We start from the raw sequence: 17,285 nt of genomic DNA on the forward strand, positions 1-17,285 counted from the left end.
ATAAAGTTCTTTGATACTATTCTTCTACGCTTTTAAAAGATAATATTACATTTGCATTTTCTGGCATACTAGTAATCACTTCTCCTACCCCATCAATATCTCGCAATTTTTTTTTTGAATAAAATTTTGTTACAGCTAAAATAGTACAGATAATGATTAATAAAATATTCATCTACAATCCCTTTCTTTTTTTATACCAATATAAAATCCTAAAATCTGATATAACTGATGTCCCTAAAAATGAACAAATAGTCAAAAGTATAGTCATTAATATTATATTTAAATTTCGTTTATTTTCTTTAAATATTTCATCTTTCTTTAAATGCTGCTCTGGCTGTTCTGGTTGCTCTGGCTGTTCTGGTTGTTCTGGTTGCTCTGGCTGTTCTGGTTGCTCTGGCTGTTCTGGTTGTTCTGGTTGCTCTGGCTGTTCTGGTTGCTCTGGCTGTTCTGGTTGTTCTGGCTGTTCTGGTTGTTCTGGCTGTTCTGGCTGTTCTGGCTGTTCTGGTTGTTCTGGTTGCTCTGGCTGTTCTGGTTGTTCTGGCTGTTCTGGTTGCTCTGGCTGTTCTGGTTGTTCTGGCTGTTCTGGCTGTTCTGGCTGTTCTGGTTGCTCTGGCTGTTCTGGTTGTTCTGGCTGTTCTGGTTGTTCTGGTTGCTCTGGCTGTTCTGGTTGTTCTGGTTGCTCTGGCTGTTCTGGTTGCTCTGGCTGTTCTGGCTGTTCTGGTTGTTCTGGTTGCTCTGGCTGTTCTGGTTGCTCTGGCTGTTCTGGCTGTTCTGGTTGTTCTGGAATAATATCATTAATTATATAAATAAAAAAAGTAAGTTCAGATTTTACTCCAGCAGTAATACTAGGAAGAGATAATGTTACAGGTACTCCTTCTAAGCTTTCCTCTTTGTTTAAATTCGAAATATCTAGATACATCTCTCCATCATAGTTTTCCCAATTGGAACGATATAAAACTTTTGGATCAGACAATTCTAATATGTATCCTTTTAAATTCTCTTCATTAAGAAACTGAATTTCACTTAAAAAAAGTTTTATATCATTTATTCTCATACAATAATCTAAACTATCCACATGCCTATGTTCTAAGTTGATATTAACTGAATCATTCATATCTACTGATTCTACTTTTTCTATATTTAGCGTCATTATAACAATAGCTACAACGACTATGAAAAAAAAACGAACAAATCTCAAAAATTTCCTCTCCTTTTGTAAATAAATACATCTCCCTTAATAAATATTGTTTTTGTATTTTCTTCCTAAAGGTATTACTTCATTATTAGTTAAAATAACTTGATTCGAAGTTACTTTTGCTATATTTTTTTTATTAACTAAATAAGACTTGTGAATACGAATAAAACCTTTATTCGTAAGCTGTTCTTCCAATCTACTCATTGTTGAATAAAATTCAAAAGTACTATATTGCCCATAATGAACACTCACTATTCTCGCACAAATCTCAAAATAAAAAATTTCCTCTAAAAAAATACATTTACTTTTTCCTGCACAAGTTAACACAATAGACTCTCTCATTCTTTTTTCATTACGCAAAATGGCCTTCTTTAAAACACGCTTAAATTTCTCTTTCTCTCCGTTGTCTTTTATTATGTAATTTAGTGCATCCACATCATATCCATCTATAGCAAATTTTCCTGTTTTTGTATAAAATACAATTTCTTTATCATAACCTAAAAGTCGTATTCTTTTTATAACTTCCAAATCTCTATCTATATTTATATCTACATAGATTAGATCGATATCTAAAAGATTATCTTCAATAAAAAAATATAATTCATCAATATTTTTCTTAAATGAAAACTTGGCAAAATATTCTGTTTTTTCTAAGCACTCACTAATTAAGTCTTTACAAATTTCAGCGTATTTTTTGTCCGAGTCACAAATTACTATATGCATCTATTCTACATCCTCTCTCTGACACAATTCAAACTTTATTTGTCGTTGTTCCAACACCTTAGATTTTAATAAAGATACTAAGAAATTCCCTTCCTTATGTGCATTACCTAGTTTATAATAATAATCTATTAAATACTCTTGCTGAATTAATGTATGCATATCTTCTTCCATAACAGTTAAATCTACTTCTGAAAGATAGTAACTTATTTCTGACAAAACTGCTTCATATTCAAATAATTTTACAATATTGTTTTTAAAATTATAAAAATCAATATTTCGTTGTAAAATTATGCATTTTTCTGAATATTCATTGTAAATCGATATTAAATCTAATACATGCTTTGGATACTCGTTACCATTCTTTCTAATAACACGTTTATAATATGGATTCATTCTAAATAAAATTTCAGGATTTAGTTCCCAATAACATAATTCCATAAATCTTACTCACTTTCATTTCTTTATAATATTATTTTCAAATGCTATATATCCAAGACTTATTAAATTCAGAATTTCTAAAAGCTTCTTGCAACCCTGAAAAATACTTAAATCTAAACACTTCTTCTATATACACAACAAGATTTTCTAATATATTTATATCATATCAACCATTATTAACTCACTTTTTAATGATTATTTTCGTTTTATTTATCTCTTACTAATAAAAAAATAAAACAGTAACGAGATTCTGCTACAAACAACCGTCATTACCCTTCGTAAATTGAAACAACAAAAAATATTATGCATAATGTTCATGATTTTACAATACACTCTTGATTTTTTTTAGCATATTTTATTAAAAAACCGTCGTTTTTTTATTCTTAGAATTATTGAATGATTATTTTGTTGACTTTATTGAATCTTCAAATTATTTTATATGTATAAATCTTTATATTCTTAACTAATCTTAAGGAGGAAACTGTATGAAGAAATATTTAACTGTATTCATTCTTTTTTTAGGAGTAGTAGCAAACCTTTTAGTACTGACACCACAACTATATATTCATTCTCAACAAACGGTAGTAGGACTAATTTTAGGAATTATTGGTTTTATTTTAGCTATTTTCAATTATAAAAAAGGATATAAAACTTACCAAAAAATTGCTTTTATCTTAGGTGGTATTATCAACATTTATCCAGTTTTATATTTTACATTTCTATTTTTTGCACTTGGTTAATTTTACTTCACTTAAAACACCATAAAATTCGCTATTTAGCTTAATTTTATGGTGTTTTATACATCTCTAAAATAAAAAAGCAACAACCATAAAAACTCGAGGTATTACTTTACGCATACATACAGACACTATTATCTTGTCAATTTTACGACTTTTTTTCAATTCTTTTCTGCACGTATTTCTATATAAAGAAACGTTGCTTAATCTATATTCCTTTTTTCAGCTACTACGCTTAAGTGATGAAACATTAAGTAATTATGGTAATCAGAAACTAGATAACAATTCTTATGAGGTGATTTTTATGGTAACAAGTGAAATATGCATATCTTTTATCATTATTTTTTTCTTTGCGTTGATTGGCATTCAATTATTTCGTGGTAAGTGGTTAATGTTAATCGCAGTTTATAATACCTCCTCAAAAGAAGAACGAAAAAAAATGAATGGGAAAAATTTAGGGAAACTGTTCGCTTGCTTGCTGTTTTTCTTGTGTTTATTATTAGTTTTACAAACTTTTAATTTACTTTCTCCAGGTATTTTTTCTCTGCTTATATTTAGTGCAACTATTGGCACAATCATTTTTGCCAATAGTTCAATTTTGTTTAAAAACAAATAATTTTTAAAGCCTTCTAAGTGAAGGCTTTTTCTTTTATTTACAAACTGGATTTATAAAATAAGCAAAGATTTAACGAGCATAGGTATAATAATTTCTCGAAACGATTAAAAATTACTTATCGTTTCTTTCTCAATACAACTATAAGAATAATCAACAGTAAGAAAATAATTCCTACTAAACCAAGTACTAACCACTGAACGTTTCTGCTTTCCTCTTTCTCTGAAACATCTGTTTTATTCAATGCAGTAGCTTTTTCTTCTGTAATTGTAAATGATTCTTTTAATTGCCATTCTTGCTTTTCTGACCTTACGGTCATTTTTAACGTATACTTTCCTGCCTTCATTGCTTGTTTTTCATAATAAATGGGAAACTGAAACAGACTACTAGGCGCTATTTGCATGTCTTCTTTCTTTTCACTTAACACTTCTTTTTCACTGGCATCTGTTACACTTGCTTCAATCGATACTTTATTAATATAGTTTGCAGTTTTATTTTCAATTGCTGCACTAACTACATTCCGACTATTTACCTGTGTAGGGGTTACTTCTTTTAACGTAACGGCATTTTCTACAGGTGTTTTATCTCCATGGACAAGTAACGCAATAGCATAGGCAAATTTATTTTTAAACATCCCTTTTGTTTCATCTGAAGTCTTTTCTTCTGTAACATCCCGAAGAGTAATTCCTCCCGCCACAATGCCTGCATAATCTTTAGTCGGAACAGAAACATTTACTACAAAATCTACCGTCTGTTTAGGGGCAATTGTCTGCTTTTCTTTTTCAAAAGAAGCAACTTTCGTAATATCAAAAGGGACACTCGAAGTAAGTTGATTTTGAGTCTTGCCATATTCCACTACACCATTAATATTGGTGGTTGCTGGACTCAATTCCCCTGCCACTTCAATTGCTTCCTCCGAATTGTTTGTTACATGTATAACCAAAGGGACAGATTCATTCACAGGTAACGACAAATCAAAATATGTTTTGCTTTTATCCACTTGATACGCAGATTGTTCTGCATTCACTGAAAAATCTGCTTGATTTTCTGTCGCTACTCCCGTAAGGGAAAAACCTATTAAACTGAGTAGCGAAATGATTCCTACTCCTATGTATACTGCTATTTGTTTCATACTCTTTCATCCTTTCTAATCATTTTAATTAGTCCAACTACTAAAATCATGGGTAATGTATAAACAATTGTTTGCCACCAAGTATCTGTAAAACCACTAAATATAGGCAGTTGTTGGTCCAAAGAATAGATTACAGGTAATCCTATAATTGTTGCAAGATAGGAAAGAATAATTGATTGTACTTGTTGCCATCTTTTTTTCACAGTTCATCCCTTCTTTCATTAGTTATACGATTATCCCTTTGTTTTGACGCCATTTATTTAAATAAGATACAGAGACACCATAATAATCCGCAATCTCATGGAGTGTATACTCCAATGCTCGTAAACGCATATATTCTTCTTGGCTCATTCTACGAATTTTTCGCTTATCAGAAGTTAATCGTCGTAATTCTTCACTACACGCCATAATTTTCTTATATAATTCACTGGTTTCATCTCTATGCCATTCATCATCTAATGCCATCAAACGTAATAATTCTATTCGTGTCGCTTTAATTTTGTTCTTATCCTGAAGAACTTTTTCATCACCTATGTTTCGTGTTTCATACATATTCTTTACTCCGTTTACTTGCTTTTCTCTGCTAAATACACCCATTTTCCTTTGAAAAAAGGGAAGCAAATCGCTTCCCACTTTTTTTTATTATTTATGGTGCTGGCGCATCCGTTAATGTCCAAGTTAAATCGGCAGTATATTGTTCTGCTGATTTTGCAGATGTCCCAGGAACTTCTAACGTTACTCCTGTGTTTGCTGCCCATGTTCCAGTTGATACACCGTTTCCTTGACCATTGGCTGCATCTAATACTTTAACTGCCGAATCTGGTGTTAAAATACCATCTGTTACAGTCACTGTCTCACCGTTATCATTATTAGCTTGCCCTGAATGTAATGTTACTTGTGCACCTACTAATTCTTTCATACTAGCTGTTTTTAATTTCCCTGCTGTTACTGTTAAATTCCATCCAGCTGAAGAACCTCGTAAATCAGTTACTTGTACTTTACTTTCGTCTTGCGCACCATAAGTTTCCGTTGTAGCTTTTATTTCTTGTGCCCCAAAATTAAAATCAGGCACTTGATCCAAAGTTAAGTCTCCTGCAGTAAAAGTTACTTTCCCTGTAGAATTTTGGTTTTGTGGTGCTGCATCTGCAGAAATTGAAGAGAATCCAATCCCTCCTGCAATCATAGCCACTGTTAATGCACTAGTCAATTTCATTGATTTCATAAATTTTCTCCTTCTTTCTAAAAAATATTTATATAAACAAAATCTAAGATTTGTTCATTCCACTTGTTTAGCTACTTTGTTATATATTTCCGATACATCCCATAAATAGTACTTGCCAAAATAAGGATACCTAGAATCATCCAAACGGATGACATTTTGACACCTGTTTTTGGTAGGTTTCCTTTTGCTTTCTTAGCGACTTCTTGTTTTTGAGCTACAGGCTTTTTACTGCTTGTACTTTGATTTTTATTCGTACTCTCTACAGGTGTTGTTGATTGCGTTGTGCCACCTGTTTTTTTGCTTTTTTCATTATAAGCTGTAACCTTTACAGAAGTTTGATCAAATCCCACTTCAAATGGAATTGGTGTTTGATCTAATCGATAGCCCTTTGGGCTTTTTGTTTCTACAAACGTATATTTTCCTGGAAATAATCGAGTAAGGTGTATTTCTCCTTTTCCATCTGTCGTCATCGATTGTGCTACTTCTACTACTGATCCTTTTTCATCTCGTAGTTCAAATGTCGCATCTGATAATACTTCTTTTGTTTCCTTATCCTTTTTTTGCAAGATTACAGAGACTTCAATTGAACCATCACCAGTAAAGGTAATTCCAGCTTGACTCGTTTTAGACTCTGCATAAGTAGTAATGCCTAAACAAAAAGTCAAAACCATTAAGCTTCCCATTAATAACCATTGATAGATTTTTTTCATTACTTCTATTCCTTTCTATGGTGTATCATTTAATGTCCATTCAATTGTGCCGCTGTACTCTCCTGCATATGCTTTTCCTTCTTCAAGCTTTAACATTAATCCTTGAGTATTCGTCCAATTATCGGAAACAACTGTTTTTTCTGAATCTGTACTTGTAGTATGCGTTACTATAACTTGTGTGGCATTCTCTGTAATAGTTTCTTCCCCTGTAGAAGTTTTGTAAACTAAACTGTTGGAAAGAATCTTTCCATTATTTGTGAAAGGAGTTTGTAGTTTTGCCGTCAACTGCCACTTACTTCCTATTCCTCTATCATCTGTTATCGATAGGCTAGTTCCTTCTACAGTATCTACTGAATAATAATTCGTTCCCTTACTTAATTTGTGGGTACCAAATGATATTGTGGTAGGTACTTCTAAAGAAACAGTTCTTGTTTTCCATTGTGCATCATAAACTGTACCAATTAAATCCAACACACTAGTTGCTTGTGACGTATCCGTTGTCGTTGTGTACCCATTGAAAAGAAAGCCTGTTTTGATTGGCAGATTGTTTTGTTTGAATTCCTCTAATTTATCTAAGCTTGTCTCTTCTGGCCGGATAGCACAGCTCATAAAATAATTTAATTGTGTTTTCCCATTAACATAATTTCCTCCATTAGCATTGAATAAAATTTGAGGTACAGTTCTTTTATCTCTAGAATAATCATATGAAAAAAAGTAGGGATCTGTAGCAATAACAGTTAAAGAAGTATTACTAGTAGTAACAAAATTTGCATAATTTGTTTGAGCAACTGAACTAGTGATTTTAAAACTACTTAAATCAATTACTTGCAATGATGGTGTATAGTTGAACATGTTAGACATCGAATTTACATTGCTAGTATCAAAGCTAGTCACATTTAAATCTGTTAAGCTAGTGCAATCGTTAAACATGTGTGTCATACTAGTCACTTTAGAAGTATTAAAATTTCTAAGGTCTAATTTTTTTATTTTTCTTGCTCCCATAAACATACCAGTCATATCCGTAACTTTAGAAGTATCAAAATGAGATACATCTATATTTTCTAAACTATACATACGTTCAAAGGTACCTCTCATACTAGTAACATTACTTGTATTAAAGCTACTCAAACCTGTAAGATTAGTTAGGTTATAAGCATATTGAAACATGTAACTCATATCTCTTACATTTCCTGAGGAAAAATCTGGTAATGTTATGCTTCTAGCTTTACAATACTGAAACATTTTATAAGTTGTATTTAATAAACTAACATCTAAACCACTTAAATCAATACTATTAAGACTACCCCAATCAGCATCAAATGCAGATTTAGCAAATATTCCACTACCAATGTTAGTAGTAACTAAAGGAACTTTCTTCCCATCAGAAGAAGGAAAAACACTGAAGCTTGTGATAGAAGCATAATTTGGAAATATTTCTTTAGTAATATCTTTTAATTTGGTCGGTTTTCCATTTATTTCATTAGGAATAACAATATCTGTGGAACTTCCTACATACTTTGTAAGTAAATAGTCTGAACCTTCATCTACAACTTCCCAATCATTACTATTTGCATAAGTACTTGCCTCTAAAGTACTTATTTCCGTTTTTTCAGGATTAGTCTTAACAATGTTATTTTCTTCTTGCTCTTGTTCCGTTACCTCCGTTTTAGAAATTCCATCTGAATTATCAATTATATTTATTTCTCCAGAAGGAATTTTCTCATTATTTTTCAACTTTTCATCAGATATCCCTATATCTATTTTATTTTCAGGTAAAACTGTAGTTTCTTTTTTATTTAATTCTTCTGATTTAGCTTCTTCTGCCATTACCGTTACGGGCAACAACATTGTACTAAATAAAGAAATTACTGTTATTATAGACATTGTTTTTCTCAACATAATTCCTCCCTTGTGTTTTTATATTAAAAGAAAATAAGCTCCTTGGGTTATCTATGTCACAAACGACAATTTTCTCGTTTTATAAAATAAACTGCAAAAAATATTATCCACAATATAAGTGAATTTTCAATACTTCCCTCTATTTTTTAATCTTTTTTTATTCTTATCAAAAAGCAATTTAATTTTTTTCAATTTTGCTCTGTAGTACAACATACACACCTTTCATTTTTTCATTTTTTCCTTTTTACAACTTCTCTTAAAGCAACTCCTCATCTTCACAAAGATAAGACAAAAGAAATTTTTGTCTTATTTATAACAAAAAAAAGATGTTATCTTATTGTTTTTTTTTACTTGATATGTAAATCTTTAATTTATAAAAATAGATTTTTTTGTAATTTTATATGTAGAAATATTCCTTGCAAAAGAAAGACGCTTCGCTTCTAAATTTAAAAGCTATGAACCATAAAAAACGAGACAAAAATTTCTTTTGTCTCTTTCATTGTTTTTTACCCACTAAATAGCTTATACAACAATATCAATTTATAATCCTTTGACTTATTTGCAATCACTAAATATATATTCATTTTATTTGATTTTGATTTAAATTTTCCATCTGTTGTTATAAACAACTTAAATATGGTAACAAAAAACCATATTTTCTATTCCCCTATTTAAGTATACTTTATTAAAAATGACACAGTATTTTACACTATCCCAACCCATTTTATTTTGATAGTATATTTTTTATTCTTCTATTTTGTACTTTTATAAATTCAAACTCATCACAGCTATATCTTTATCTTCTTGTGTAATCCCTATATACCTTAATGTATCTCTTTGGGAAGAATGGTTTAATAAATCTTGAATAATTTCTATAGGTACTTTGTTTTTATACAAGAAATAACCAAATGTCTTCCTCATAGAGTGACTGCCTATATTTGAGATTCCATTTTCATTTGCTGCACGGTTTAAAATGGCCCATAATGTTTGACGATTCATTGGTCTATCCATCCCTTTTCCACTAGGAAAAAGATAGTGCTCTAACTCATCATTATTTACATATTCTGTAAAATTTTTATTGATATAAATCTCAAGTTCTTCTCGTAATTGGTCTGATAATATAACAGAATTGTACTTCCCTGTTTTTTGTTCTTTTAAAGACAATCTATTCTTAATCACTATTTTATTTTCTTCTATTATTGCTACATCTGATAATTTTAGATTTCTCAAATCCGAAATACGATAGGCTGTATTAATTCCCATAGAAAATATAAGCACATTTCGCTCACCATATCTCCCTTTACGCAAACTTTTTTTCATTTTATTTATTGACCGTTTATCTTTTAGAGGAACTACTGTATTCACTGTTCACACTTCTTTCATGTTTTTATATTTATCATAAAAAGAATTCAAATGTACCTCTTCTTTTTATTTTCAATAAAAACCATCATGAATTATCTACTTTGATCTAATTCATGATGGTTTTTAAAAGTGTTTTAATTCTTTCCCGCACCTATTTCTATATAAGAACCATTGCTTAATTTATATTCTTTTTTACAGCTACTACACTTAAAATGATTATATTTCCTCAACTCTCTTCTAGCCAATTGGCCACAATCACAAGCAACATAAGCAACTACATTTGTCTTATTCCACGTAGTAATTTCTATTCCCCAGTGATCATATTTTTTTCGAACAACCATCTTAATTCTCTCCGTTTCTAAAACTATATCTTGCAATCATTTCTCTATATTCTTGTTTTGTTTTAGGTCGCACTCGTAATACTTCTTCGGCCAACTCTAATAATAGTTTTTCCACTTTTACTGACATCGTATCAAAAATAACCATTGGCTTTTTTTCTTTTTCAACGCGTTTTTTGTATCTTTGATAATTTGCAGAATAGAGTCGACCATTTGACATTTTTTCTATTCCATACCCTGAAATTAAAGGATTTTCCAACAACTGAATAATCTTCTCTCTATTTTCCATAATAACTTCTCCTTATCTATTTTTCACTAAGTAATTGTTCTTCTTTAGCTTGTTTTTTAATTCGTTTAAGAGTAGACAAAGAAATACCTGTTTTCTTCTCTACTTCTCTCATGCTGTTTGTTTCCATTAACTCTAATGCATGTTTGTATTTATCATTCAACACTCTTTTGGGTCGTCCTTCTCGATAGTTTTTATTATTTGCTCTGTGCCACTGTTTTCCTTCTTGGGTTCTCGTTACGATTAAGTCTCGTTCAAATTGTGCAAAACTACCTAACATGTTCATCATTAACGTTTGCATAGAATCATTTTTATTTGGCTCAAAGGTTAAAGCATTATCTAGGAAGGTGATAGTCACCCCTGAGTTGTTTAAAGAAGAAATAATCGAATTTAAATCAACGATACTTCTAGCCAGCCGATCAATTTTCGTCACTAAAACTTTATCACCAGTTTTTACAATAGATAGTAGTTCTTCTAATTCTTTTCTTCCTTCTTTTTTTGTTCCCGTATATTTTTCACTGAAGATTTTTTCTGCTCCAGCTTGTTCTAATTTTTGAATCTGGGTTTTGTAATCTTGATTACTAGTACTCACTCTTGAATAACCATAAATAGACAAAATTTCCCCACCTTTTCTGAACATAAGTTTTTGACCTCTTTGGTTCTTATGTGAAATTGTTCAGTCGAAGGATAATTATGTATATACTTTATTTTTTAATATGTTATACTATGTATAAACAAGGAGAGGTGAATAAAATGGTAATGTTATCAATAAAAAAATGGGGCAATAGTAACGGTCTTAGACTTCCTAAATCTGTGATGGAATATCTCCAAATTCATACAGAAGATAAAGTGAAAATAACACAGGAGGAATCGAATGGCAAAAAACGATTAATTATTGAAGCTGTGGATTCTGATAATGATTTAACAATTGAACAATTGTTTGAAAATTATAAAGAAGAGAAGGTGCATGTAACTATTCAAGATTTAGGAAATGCGGTAGGAAATGAAAAATGGTAAAAGTTCCTCATCAAGGTGATATTTTATTGTTGAATACGGCTCCTAGATCAGGACATGAACAAACAGGTAAGAGACCGTATATTGTTTTAAGTCATGATATTATTGCAGATTACAGTAATGTTGTTATTGTAGCTCCTATATCAAGTACAAAAAGAAACTATCCTTTATATGTTTCTATTAATCCTTCTTACGGAATGAAAACATCAGGTAAAGTATTATTAGATCAATTAACCACCATCGATCATGAGGCTAGACAATGCGTGTTTTTAGAAACAGCACACGAAAAATTGATCGATGAATTATTGCTAAAAGTTAGAACCGTATTTCAAAAAGTAAATAAAACAAATAAATTTTAACTAATAAAAAGGCGAAAAAACGAACAAGTCAAAAGTTTCCGACTTGTTCGTTTTTTTTCTATCGATTAAATGCTCCCACCAGAAAGTAATGATACAGGTAAAATATAATCCTTACTTATCTTTTCTCCCTTAATCTTTTTCAACAAAACATCAACAATTAGTTTTGCAAGTTCATCAATAGGTTGTTTAATTGTGGTCAATTGTGAAAAAAATTGTTCAATAAATGATGTTCCATCGTAACCAATAATTTTAACATCTTCTGGAATATTTAAGTTGAGTTTTTTTACAATTTTCATAGTAAGAATAGCGGTTAAATCATCTGAAATAAAAATGCCATCTGGTTTATTAGTCGAAATAATCGATTTAATTTCCATCTCTCGACGAATTGTAGACAAACTATTAGGAACTTTAAAAACTTTTCCTTCTGGAATTTGGAAAGAAAATCCTAAAGCACGTAAACCTGTAGGAGAATCTGTATTATCATTTCCAGTAATCATAATAATATTTTGACAACCATTTTTCCGTAAAACGCTTGCTGCCAATTTACCACCTTCAAAATTATCTGATGCGATGATAGGAACATTTGGTGCTAAATTTCTATCAAAAGCAATAATTGGTGCTTGAACACGCTCATAGTCAGCAATCCCAAGATTATGACTAGAAGAAATAATACCATCGACTTGATTTGCTTCAAGCATTTCAAGATATTCACGTTCTTTTCCAGGATCATTTTCGCTATTACAAATAATTGTTTTATATCCTTGATTAAATAATTCTATTTCAAGGTGTTCAATGAGTTCCGCATAGAATATGTTACTAATATTAGGGAAAATGAGACCTATAAGTTGAGGTGATTTTCCTTGTAAGCCTCGTGCTAAATTATTTGGTTTGTATCCTAAAATTTTCATAGCTTCATGAACGTTTTTTTTAGTTTTTTCTGACAAATAGCCTTTGTTATTAATGACACGAGATACAGTTGTCGGACTAACTCCAGCTAATTCAGCTACATCTGTTAATTTTGCTACCATATTAATATTCCAATTCAAAGTATTTTCCAATAGGTTTCCCTGATTTTATTTGAATCCCATTTTGGTCCTTCTCAGGAAATACACGACTGGTAAATACTTTCTCTCCTTTATTAATAAAAATCTCAATGATTGAATTATCTACAAAAATATTAGCAATTGTTTCTTCAGTATCTATTAAGCATTCACGAGTCATACCAAAATCAATTGCATATTGAATCCCTGCTTTACTCCGATCTAAAATAACTTTTCCTTCTTTAGTATCAACTATTAAGCTGAGTCCATTCCCTTTATCATCAGCAAAAAGAAGTAATTCTGATTTCTGATTAGCCGGAAAAGTCACTTCCAGTTCATAAGTATTACTTGTTTCTATTTTTGACGTAAAATCTTCACAACTAGTTCGCAGTGTTTTAATAGCATCTACAGGGTATTGATAAAGTTTTCCATTATTGATAGAAAGCTCTTTAACAAGACTCATTGCGCCTTGATAATCATACTTATCTGTTGGATATTCAACATCAGGAAGCCCAATCCAACTAACAATTAAAGTACGTCCATCAGGAGAATTAAATCCTTGTGTTGCATAAACATCAAACCCATAATCAAGATTTTTAATTTTAGAAGAACCCACAAGTTTCGCAGTTCTTTCATCAAAACTTTGACAAATTTTATAAGTATTCGGATAAATATTATCATAACTAAGTTCTGATTTATCAAGACCCTGAGGACAATAAATCAGAATTGGTGTATCATTTACAAATAAAAGATTAGGGCACTCTATCATGTATTCTGAACCACTACTACAAAAATCAAGATTTCCTACTTCTGACCACTTTTCAACACTGTTACCTACAGCTTTATAAAGCTTAATAACTCCTCTTTTTTCAAGACTTTGTCCTCCAACAATTGCATAAAATTGACCTTTATAATCAAAAATTTGCGGATCTCTAAAATGATCTGTTACGTCCTCAGGTTTGTTAATAAAGACATTCTCACACTTAGTAATACTGTAACTTCTATCCATCCATGCTCCCAATTGAAATGAATCACGTCTCCAATTTTTATCACGAACATTTCCTGTATATAATAAAAGTAATTTGCCATCTACTTCATATGCTGATCCAGAATATGCTCCATGACTATCGTATTTTGTATCTGGAAGAAGCTCTGTTCCTGTTATATTAAAATGAACTAAATCATCTGACTCAGCATGCACCCATTTTTTTAACCCGTGTGCCGCTCCAAATGGCCAATTTTGGTAAAAAAGAGTGAATTTTCCATTAAAAAAAGAGAACCCATTCGGATCGTTAAGCAACCCTGTTTTAGGTTCAATATGATAGCTAGCATGCCAAGGAGATTGCTTAATATTTTCTTTTATTTTTGTAATCTCATCTTTACTCCATTCAGAATAAGCGCGATATCGTATTTCTCGAGATAATTCCATATTTTACTCCTTCAAAGTATCTTTTTATAACTAATATAGTAAACGTTTTCTCTATAAAAATCAATCATTCTATCTAAAAATAAAAAAAATATGATAAACGTTTGACATGTTCATGAAATATGCTAAAATAAACATAAATTAAAAAAGCGCTTTCTCAGAAAGAAAAATATGATAAAAGGAGTTGTTCATATGGACTATGCTAAACTAGCTTCCGACATAATTCTAGCAGTTGGAAAAGATAATCTTATCGCTGCTGCACACTGTGCAACACGTCTTCGTCTCGTACTAAAGGATAATACAAAAGTTAATCAAAAAGCTTTGGATGAAAACCCAAATGTAAAAGGTACCTTTAAAATTGATGGTCAGTATCAGGTTATTATTGGTGCTGGTGACGTTAATTTTGTCTATGATGAACTTATAAAAAAAACTGGCCTTTCAGAGCTTTCAACAGACGACTTGAAACAAATAGTTGATAAAAATAAAAAATTCAATCCAATTATGGCATTAATTAAACTACTATCAGAAATTTTCGTACCAATTATTCCTGCACTTGTTGCAGGTGGTTTATTAATGGCTCTGCGAAACTTTTTAACTGCCGCAGGTCTTTTTGGACCAAAATCAATCGAAGAAATGTATCCTGCAATTAAAGGAATTTCCTCTATGATTCAGCTTATGTCAGCTGCACCATTTATGTTTTTACCAATTCTAGTTGGTATTTCCGCTGCTAAACGTTTTGGAGCAAACCAATTTCTAGGTGCTGCAATTGGTATGATTATGACAACGCCAGACCTTGGTGGAGCCACTGAATATTGGAATATTTTTGGATACCATGTTGCACAAACAAACTATGCCTACCAAGTAATTCCAGTATTAGCTTCCGTATATCTTTTGTCAATATTGGAAAAATACTTTCATAAAAAACTTCCTTCATCTATTGATTTTACATTCACACCATTATTATCCGTAATAATTACTGGATTCTTAACTTTCACAGTTATTGGTCCCACAATGTTATTACTATCTAATGGAATCACAGATGCTATTGTTTGGTTATATAATGCAACTGGGTTCATAGGAATGGGGCTCTTTGGTGGAACATATTCACTCATTGTTATGACTGGTCTTCATCAGTCATTTCCTGCAATCGAAACACAGTTACTTTCAGCATGGACAAATGGTATCGGACATGGGGATTTTATCTTTGTAGTTGCTTCCATGGCAAATGTAGCTCAAGGTGCTGCAACATTTGCTATTTGGTTTTTAACTAAAAATTCTAAAACAAAGAGTCTGGCTTCTTCTGCTGGATTATCAGCACTTCTTGGTATTACTGAACCAGCATTGTTTGGAGTAAACTTAAAATACCGTTTCCCATTTTTCTGTGCTCTAATTGGTTCAGGTATTGCTGCAGCGATAGCAGGTCTACTTAAAGTTGTTGCTGTATCACTCGGTTCAGCCGGATTTCTTGGGTTTCTTTCAATCAATGCAACTTCTATCCCCTTTTACTTGCTATGTGAATTAATAAGTTTTGCAGTTACTTTTGCAATTACTTATTTCTATGGTAGAACAAGATCTGCCGGTATCTTTGCAGCAGAAGCAATTGCTGAACAAACATCGGTTAATACTTCAGAAATAAAGACAAATCAAATAGAAAACGCTGATGAACTTACAACAGTAGAAACGATTGTTAGTCCTCTTGCTGGTGAAATAACTACTCTTGATTCAGTTGATGATCCGGTGTTTTCTTCAGGAGCTATGGGACAAGGAATTGCTATTAAACCAAATGGGAACACTATTTATTCTCCAGTAGATGGTATTGTTCAAGTCGTATTTGAAACTGGGCACGCTTATGGTCTCAAATCAAATACTGGTGCTGAAATATTAATTCACATTGGTATTGACACAGTATCATTGAATGGTAAAGGATTCACTAAAAAAGTTGGTGCTAAACAAAAAGTAAAAAAGGGAGAGATTCTTGGAACATTTGACAGCACAGTAATTACAAATTCAGGACTTGATGATACAACAATGGTTATTGTAACAAACTCTAAAGATTATTCAGAAGTTATTCCTATGACTAAAAATATAGTTACCGAAGGTGCAGCCTTATTGACAATTAAATAGCTTATTAAAAGGTAATGAGAGTGGGACAATAGTCAGAAAAAATCTGATTATTGCCCCACTCTCTGTTCTGTATGTTTCCTAATCTAAAATTTTTATATTATACTAGTTACTTTTCTTCTTCATCTGTAAATTTTGCTGGATAGAATATTTTTCTTTGACTCATACTTTTACAGACATTTATCTGCTCAATCATTTTTTATTACAATATCATAGCTAGTTAAAAAAACAAAAGTTTTTGACCTCTCCAGTTGAGATAACTATATCTAAAAATTTATTAACTTAATCTGAATCTAACTATTGAAGAAAACTTCCACAGATATTAACTTATTAACTATATCAACATCAAAAGAATTAAATACCGGAGGAAAACTTTTCAATTTAACAGAATCATTATCAAGCTTAATTAACAGAGTTTGAATATCACCAAATTGATGACTACCATAAGTTAATGCAACATAACCTGATTCATTTGAAGATACAATGATATTAGAATCATTAACAGCTTTAAGTTTCCAACCAAAAATTAGATTCATCTCTTCTTTAAACTCCAATCATTAACCCTCCTACTTTTTTTCACCCTAAGTTGTTGTATATTGAATATTTAGAAACAACAGGGTATACCTTGTTGTCTCTTTTTTAACTTCCTGTTACTTATTTCTGAGAAAGC

General features: G+C 31.2%; 22 protein-coding genes. 5 read left to right on the forward strand and 17 right to left on the reverse strand.

Annotation, left to right across the window (positions count from 1 at the left end):
- Nucleotides 1-16: 16 nt before the first annotated feature.
- The 4 genes from IGK82_RS13270 to IGK82_RS13285 form a co-directional block, all read right to left on the reverse strand.
- Nucleotides 17-172, reverse strand: coding sequence for a hypothetical protein (locus tag IGK82_RS13270; RefSeq protein ID WP_016632492.1), 156 nt, complete (start codon nucleotides 170-172; stop codon nucleotides 17-19).
- On the reverse strand, nucleotides 173-1,150 hold the full coding sequence (locus tag IGK82_RS13275) for a hypothetical protein (protein WP_430605194.1): 978 nt from the start codon (nucleotides 1,148-1,150) through the stop codon (nucleotides 173-175).
- Between the two features lie 84 nt (nucleotides 1,151-1,234).
- Nucleotides 1,235-1,918 carry a LytR/AlgR family response regulator transcription factor gene (locus tag IGK82_RS13280; RefSeq protein WP_430605195.1) on the reverse strand — a complete coding sequence of 228 codons (684 nt, stop codon included), beginning with the start codon at nucleotides 1,916-1,918 and terminating at the stop codon, nucleotides 1,235-1,237.
- Nucleotides 1,919-2,356, reverse strand: a complete 438-nt coding sequence (locus IGK82_RS13285) for a hypothetical protein (RefSeq protein WP_014862241.1) — start codon at nucleotides 2,354-2,356, stop codon at nucleotides 1,919-1,921.
- A 485-nt stretch (nucleotides 2,357-2,841) separates the two neighbouring features.
- Here IGK82_RS13285 and IGK82_RS13290 point away from each other — a divergent pair, with 485 nt between their 5' ends.
- Together IGK82_RS13290 and IGK82_RS13295 are read left to right on the forward strand one after the other, a co-directional pair.
- A complete protein-coding gene (locus tag IGK82_RS13290; RefSeq protein ID WP_016632522.1) occupies nucleotides 2,842-3,096 on the forward strand; it encodes a hypothetical protein in 255 nt (84 codons plus the stop codon).
- A 301-nt stretch (nucleotides 3,097-3,397) separates the two neighbouring features.
- On the forward strand, nucleotides 3,398-3,709 hold the full coding sequence (locus tag IGK82_RS13295; RefSeq protein WP_430605196.1) for a DUF3784 domain-containing protein: 312 nt from the start codon (nucleotides 3,398-3,400) through the stop codon (nucleotides 3,707-3,709).
- 115 nt (nucleotides 3,710-3,824) lie between these two features.
- Here the strand turns inward: IGK82_RS13295 and IGK82_RS13300 are convergent, their stop codons facing one another.
- The 10 genes from IGK82_RS13300 to IGK82_RS13345 all read right to left on the reverse strand — a co-directional run bounded on the left by IGK82_RS13300 (nucleotide 3,825) and on the right by IGK82_RS13345 (nucleotide 11,295).
- Nucleotides 3,825-4,838: a DUF916 and DUF3324 domain-containing protein gene (locus IGK82_RS13300; protein WP_430605197.1), complete on the reverse strand. Its 1,014-nt coding sequence runs from the start codon at nucleotides 4,836-4,838 to the stop codon at nucleotides 3,825-3,827.
- Entirely contained in the window at nucleotides 4,835-5,041 is a 207-nt protein-coding gene (locus IGK82_RS13305) for a hypothetical protein (RefSeq protein WP_010818061.1), read from the reverse strand. Before IGK82_RS13305 ends, IGK82_RS13300 begins: the two co-directional genes overlap by 4 nt.
- 22 nt (nucleotides 5,042-5,063) lie before the next feature.
- The gene (locus IGK82_RS13310; RefSeq protein ID WP_289867717.1) at nucleotides 5,064-5,390 is read right to left on the reverse strand and encodes a hypothetical protein; all 327 of its coding nucleotides are present in this window, start codon (nucleotides 5,388-5,390) and stop codon (nucleotides 5,064-5,066) included.
- 94 nt (nucleotides 5,391-5,484) lie between these two features.
- Nucleotides 5,485-6,060, reverse strand: a complete 576-nt coding sequence (locus IGK82_RS13315) for a WxL domain-containing protein (protein ID WP_174114296.1) — start codon at nucleotides 6,058-6,060, stop codon at nucleotides 5,485-5,487.
- A 71-nt stretch (nucleotides 6,061-6,131) separates the two neighbouring features.
- Nucleotides 6,132-6,770, reverse strand: coding sequence for a SpaA isopeptide-forming pilin-related protein (locus tag IGK82_RS13320; protein ID WP_430605198.1), 639 nt, complete (start codon nucleotides 6,768-6,770; stop codon nucleotides 6,132-6,134).
- A 15-nt stretch (nucleotides 6,771-6,785) separates the two neighbouring features.
- Entirely contained in the window at nucleotides 6,786-8,669 is a 1,884-nt protein-coding gene (locus IGK82_RS13325) for a BspA family leucine-rich repeat surface protein (RefSeq protein WP_430605199.1), read from the reverse strand.
- A gap of 765 nt (nucleotides 8,670-9,434) precedes the next feature.
- Entirely contained in the window at nucleotides 9,435-10,034 is a 600-nt protein-coding gene (locus IGK82_RS13330; protein ID WP_016632541.1) for a tyrosine-type recombinase/integrase, read from the reverse strand.
- Nucleotides 10,035-10,165: 131 nt separating this feature from the next.
- Entirely contained in the window at nucleotides 10,166-10,372 is a 207-nt protein-coding gene (locus tag IGK82_RS13335) for a hypothetical protein (protein WP_002405302.1), read from the reverse strand.
- Between the two features lies 1 nt (nucleotide 10,373).
- A complete protein-coding gene (locus IGK82_RS13340; RefSeq protein ID WP_002405303.1) occupies nucleotides 10,374-10,658 on the reverse strand; it encodes a hypothetical protein in 285 nt (94 codons plus the stop codon).
- A 16-nt stretch (nucleotides 10,659-10,674) separates the two neighbouring features.
- A complete protein-coding gene (locus IGK82_RS13345; RefSeq protein ID WP_172759831.1) occupies nucleotides 10,675-11,295 on the reverse strand; it encodes a recombinase family protein in 621 nt (206 codons plus the stop codon).
- 113 nt (nucleotides 11,296-11,408) lie between these two features.
- Between IGK82_RS13345 and IGK82_RS13350 the strand changes: the two genes are divergently transcribed.
- Both IGK82_RS13350 and IGK82_RS13355 read left to right on the forward strand, forming a co-directional pair.
- A complete protein-coding gene (locus IGK82_RS13350; RefSeq protein WP_000245205.1) occupies nucleotides 11,409-11,672 on the forward strand; it encodes an AbrB/MazE/SpoVT family DNA-binding domain-containing protein in 264 nt (87 codons plus the stop codon).
- The gene (locus IGK82_RS13355) at nucleotides 11,666-12,028 is read left to right on the forward strand and encodes a type II toxin-antitoxin system PemK/MazF family toxin (protein WP_016622469.1); all 363 of its coding nucleotides are present in this window, start codon (nucleotides 11,666-11,668) and stop codon (nucleotides 12,026-12,028) included. Before IGK82_RS13350 ends, IGK82_RS13355 begins: the two co-directional genes overlap by 7 nt.
- A 65-nt stretch (nucleotides 12,029-12,093) precedes the next feature.
- Here IGK82_RS13355 and IGK82_RS13360 read toward each other — a convergent pair whose 3' ends face one another.
- Together IGK82_RS13360 and IGK82_RS13365 are read right to left on the reverse strand one after the other, a co-directional pair.
- Complete coding sequence (locus IGK82_RS13360) at nucleotides 12,094-13,056, reverse strand: LacI family DNA-binding transcriptional regulator (RefSeq protein ID WP_025193455.1); 963 nt, start codon at nucleotides 13,054-13,056, stop codon at nucleotides 12,094-12,096.
- Between the two features lies 1 nt (nucleotide 13,057).
- A complete protein-coding gene (locus IGK82_RS13365; protein WP_016622470.1) occupies nucleotides 13,058-14,497 on the reverse strand; it encodes a sucrose-6-phosphate hydrolase in 1,440 nt (479 codons plus the stop codon).
- Nucleotides 14,498-14,686: 189 nt separating this feature from the next.
- On the opposite strand from IGK82_RS13365, the gene IGK82_RS13370 reads away from it, so the two are divergent.
- Nucleotides 14,687-16,618, forward strand: a complete 1,932-nt coding sequence (locus IGK82_RS13370; RefSeq protein ID WP_025194138.1) for a sucrose-specific PTS transporter subunit IIBC — start codon at nucleotides 14,687-14,689, stop codon at nucleotides 16,616-16,618.
- A gap of 290 nt (nucleotides 16,619-16,908) precedes the next feature.
- Here IGK82_RS13370 and IGK82_RS13375 read toward each other — a convergent pair whose 3' ends face one another.
- Entirely contained in the window at nucleotides 16,909-17,169 is a 261-nt protein-coding gene (locus IGK82_RS13375; RefSeq protein ID WP_016622472.1) for a hypothetical protein, read from the reverse strand.
- Between the last annotated feature and the right edge of the window lie 116 nt (nucleotides 17,170-17,285).

Origin of the sequence: Enterococcus sp. AZ197 (assembly GCF_050556405.1) — a bacterium.
In the GTDB taxonomy this organism is placed as follows: domain Bacteria; phylum Bacillota; class Bacilli; order Lactobacillales; family Enterococcaceae; genus Enterococcus; species Enterococcus faecalis.

Excerpts from the sequence above, each read along its gene's own strand:
- IGK82_RS13290 (WP_016632522.1), top strand. The coding sequence starts at position 2,842 with ATGAAGAAATATTTAACTGTATTCATTCTTTTTTTAGGAGTAGTAGCA.
- IGK82_RS13350 (WP_000245205.1), top strand. The coding sequence starts at position 11,409 with ATGGTAATGTTATCAATAAAAAAATGGGGCAATAGTAACGGTCTTAGA.
- IGK82_RS13355 (WP_016622469.1), top strand. The coding sequence starts at position 11,666 with ATGGTAAAAGTTCCTCATCAAGGTGATATTTTATTGTTGAATACGGCT.
- IGK82_RS13360 (WP_025193455.1), bottom strand. The coding sequence starts at position 13,056 with ATGGTAGCAAAATTAACAGATGTAGCTGAATTAGCTGGAGTTAGTCCG.
- IGK82_RS13275 (WP_430605194.1), bottom strand. The coding sequence starts at position 1,150 with ATGACGCTAAATATAGAAAAAGTAGAATCAGTAGATATGAATGATTCA.
- IGK82_RS13340 (WP_002405303.1), bottom strand. The coding sequence starts at position 10,658 with ATGGAAAATAGAGAGAAGATTATTCAGTTGTTGGAAAATCCTTTAATT.
- IGK82_RS13315 (WP_174114296.1), bottom strand. The coding sequence starts at position 6,060 with ATGAAATCAATGAAATTGACTAGTGCATTAACAGTGGCTATGATTGCA.
- IGK82_RS13310 (WP_289867717.1), bottom strand. The coding sequence starts at position 5,390 with ATGTATGAAACACGAAACATAGGTGATGAAAAAGTTCTTCAGGATAAG.
- IGK82_RS13325 (WP_430605199.1), bottom strand. The coding sequence starts at position 8,669 with ATGTTGAGAAAAACAATGTCTATAATAACAGTAATTTCTTTATTTAGT.
- IGK82_RS13280 (WP_430605195.1), bottom strand. The coding sequence starts at position 1,918 with ATGCATATAGTAATTTGTGACTCGGACAAAAAATACGCTGAAATTTGT.
- IGK82_RS13285 (WP_014862241.1), bottom strand. The coding sequence starts at position 2,356 with ATGGAATTATGTTATTGGGAACTAAATCCTGAAATTTTATTTAGAATG.
- IGK82_RS13320 (WP_430605198.1), bottom strand. The coding sequence starts at position 6,770 with ATGAAAAAAATCTATCAATGGTTATTAATGGGAAGCTTAATGGTTTTG.
- IGK82_RS13365 (WP_016622470.1), bottom strand. The coding sequence starts at position 14,497 with ATGGAATTATCTCGAGAAATACGATATCGCGCTTATTCTGAATGGAGT.
- IGK82_RS13300 (WP_430605197.1), bottom strand. The coding sequence starts at position 4,838 with ATGAAACAAATAGCAGTATACATAGGAGTAGGAATCATTTCGCTACTC.
- IGK82_RS13270 (WP_016632492.1), bottom strand. The coding sequence starts at position 172 with ATGAATATTTTATTAATCATTATCTGTACTATTTTAGCTGTAACAAAA.
- IGK82_RS13295 (WP_430605196.1), top strand. The coding sequence starts at position 3,398 with ATGGTAACAAGTGAAATATGCATATCTTTTATCATTATTTTTTTCTTT.
- IGK82_RS13335 (WP_002405302.1), bottom strand. The coding sequence starts at position 10,372 with ATGGTTGTTCGAAAAAAATATGATCACTGGGGAATAGAAATTACTACG.
- IGK82_RS13345 (WP_172759831.1), bottom strand. The coding sequence starts at position 11,295 with ATGTTCAGAAAAGGTGGGGAAATTTTGTCTATTTATGGTTATTCAAGA.
- IGK82_RS13370 (WP_025194138.1), top strand. The coding sequence starts at position 14,687 with ATGGACTATGCTAAACTAGCTTCCGACATAATTCTAGCAGTTGGAAAA.